Origin of the sequence: Campylobacter sp. TTU_617 (assembly GCF_016599045.1) — a bacterium.
GTDB lineage: Bacteria > Campylobacterota > Campylobacteria > Campylobacterales > Campylobacteraceae > Campylobacter_D.
On sequence record NZ_JAENKV010000062.1, the window covers coordinates 1 to 228 of the forward strand.

A 228-nucleotide genomic window follows, 5' to 3' on the forward strand; every position below is an offset into this window, starting at 1 on the left:
TTTAATAAATTCTTCACACTTAAACGAATTCTATTCTTCTTTTCATCAATAAAAGCAATACTTGCTTCAACTTCATCTCCAATTTTTAATTTTTCAAAATCTGAAATATTAATATTAAAGCATCGACTTCTTCACTAAGTTCAACAAAAACACCAAATTCTTTTATATCTCTAACAATGCCTTTGACTATATCTCCTACTTTATGTTCTTTAGCGTAACTTTGAACAG

The 228-nt window shown here is 26.8% G+C and carries 1 pseudogene; it reads right to left on the reverse strand.

Annotated features, from left to right (window positions below):
- Positions 1-228, reverse strand: a pseudogene (locus GQV94_RS07700) (S1 RNA-binding domain-containing protein); the annotation flags it as partial.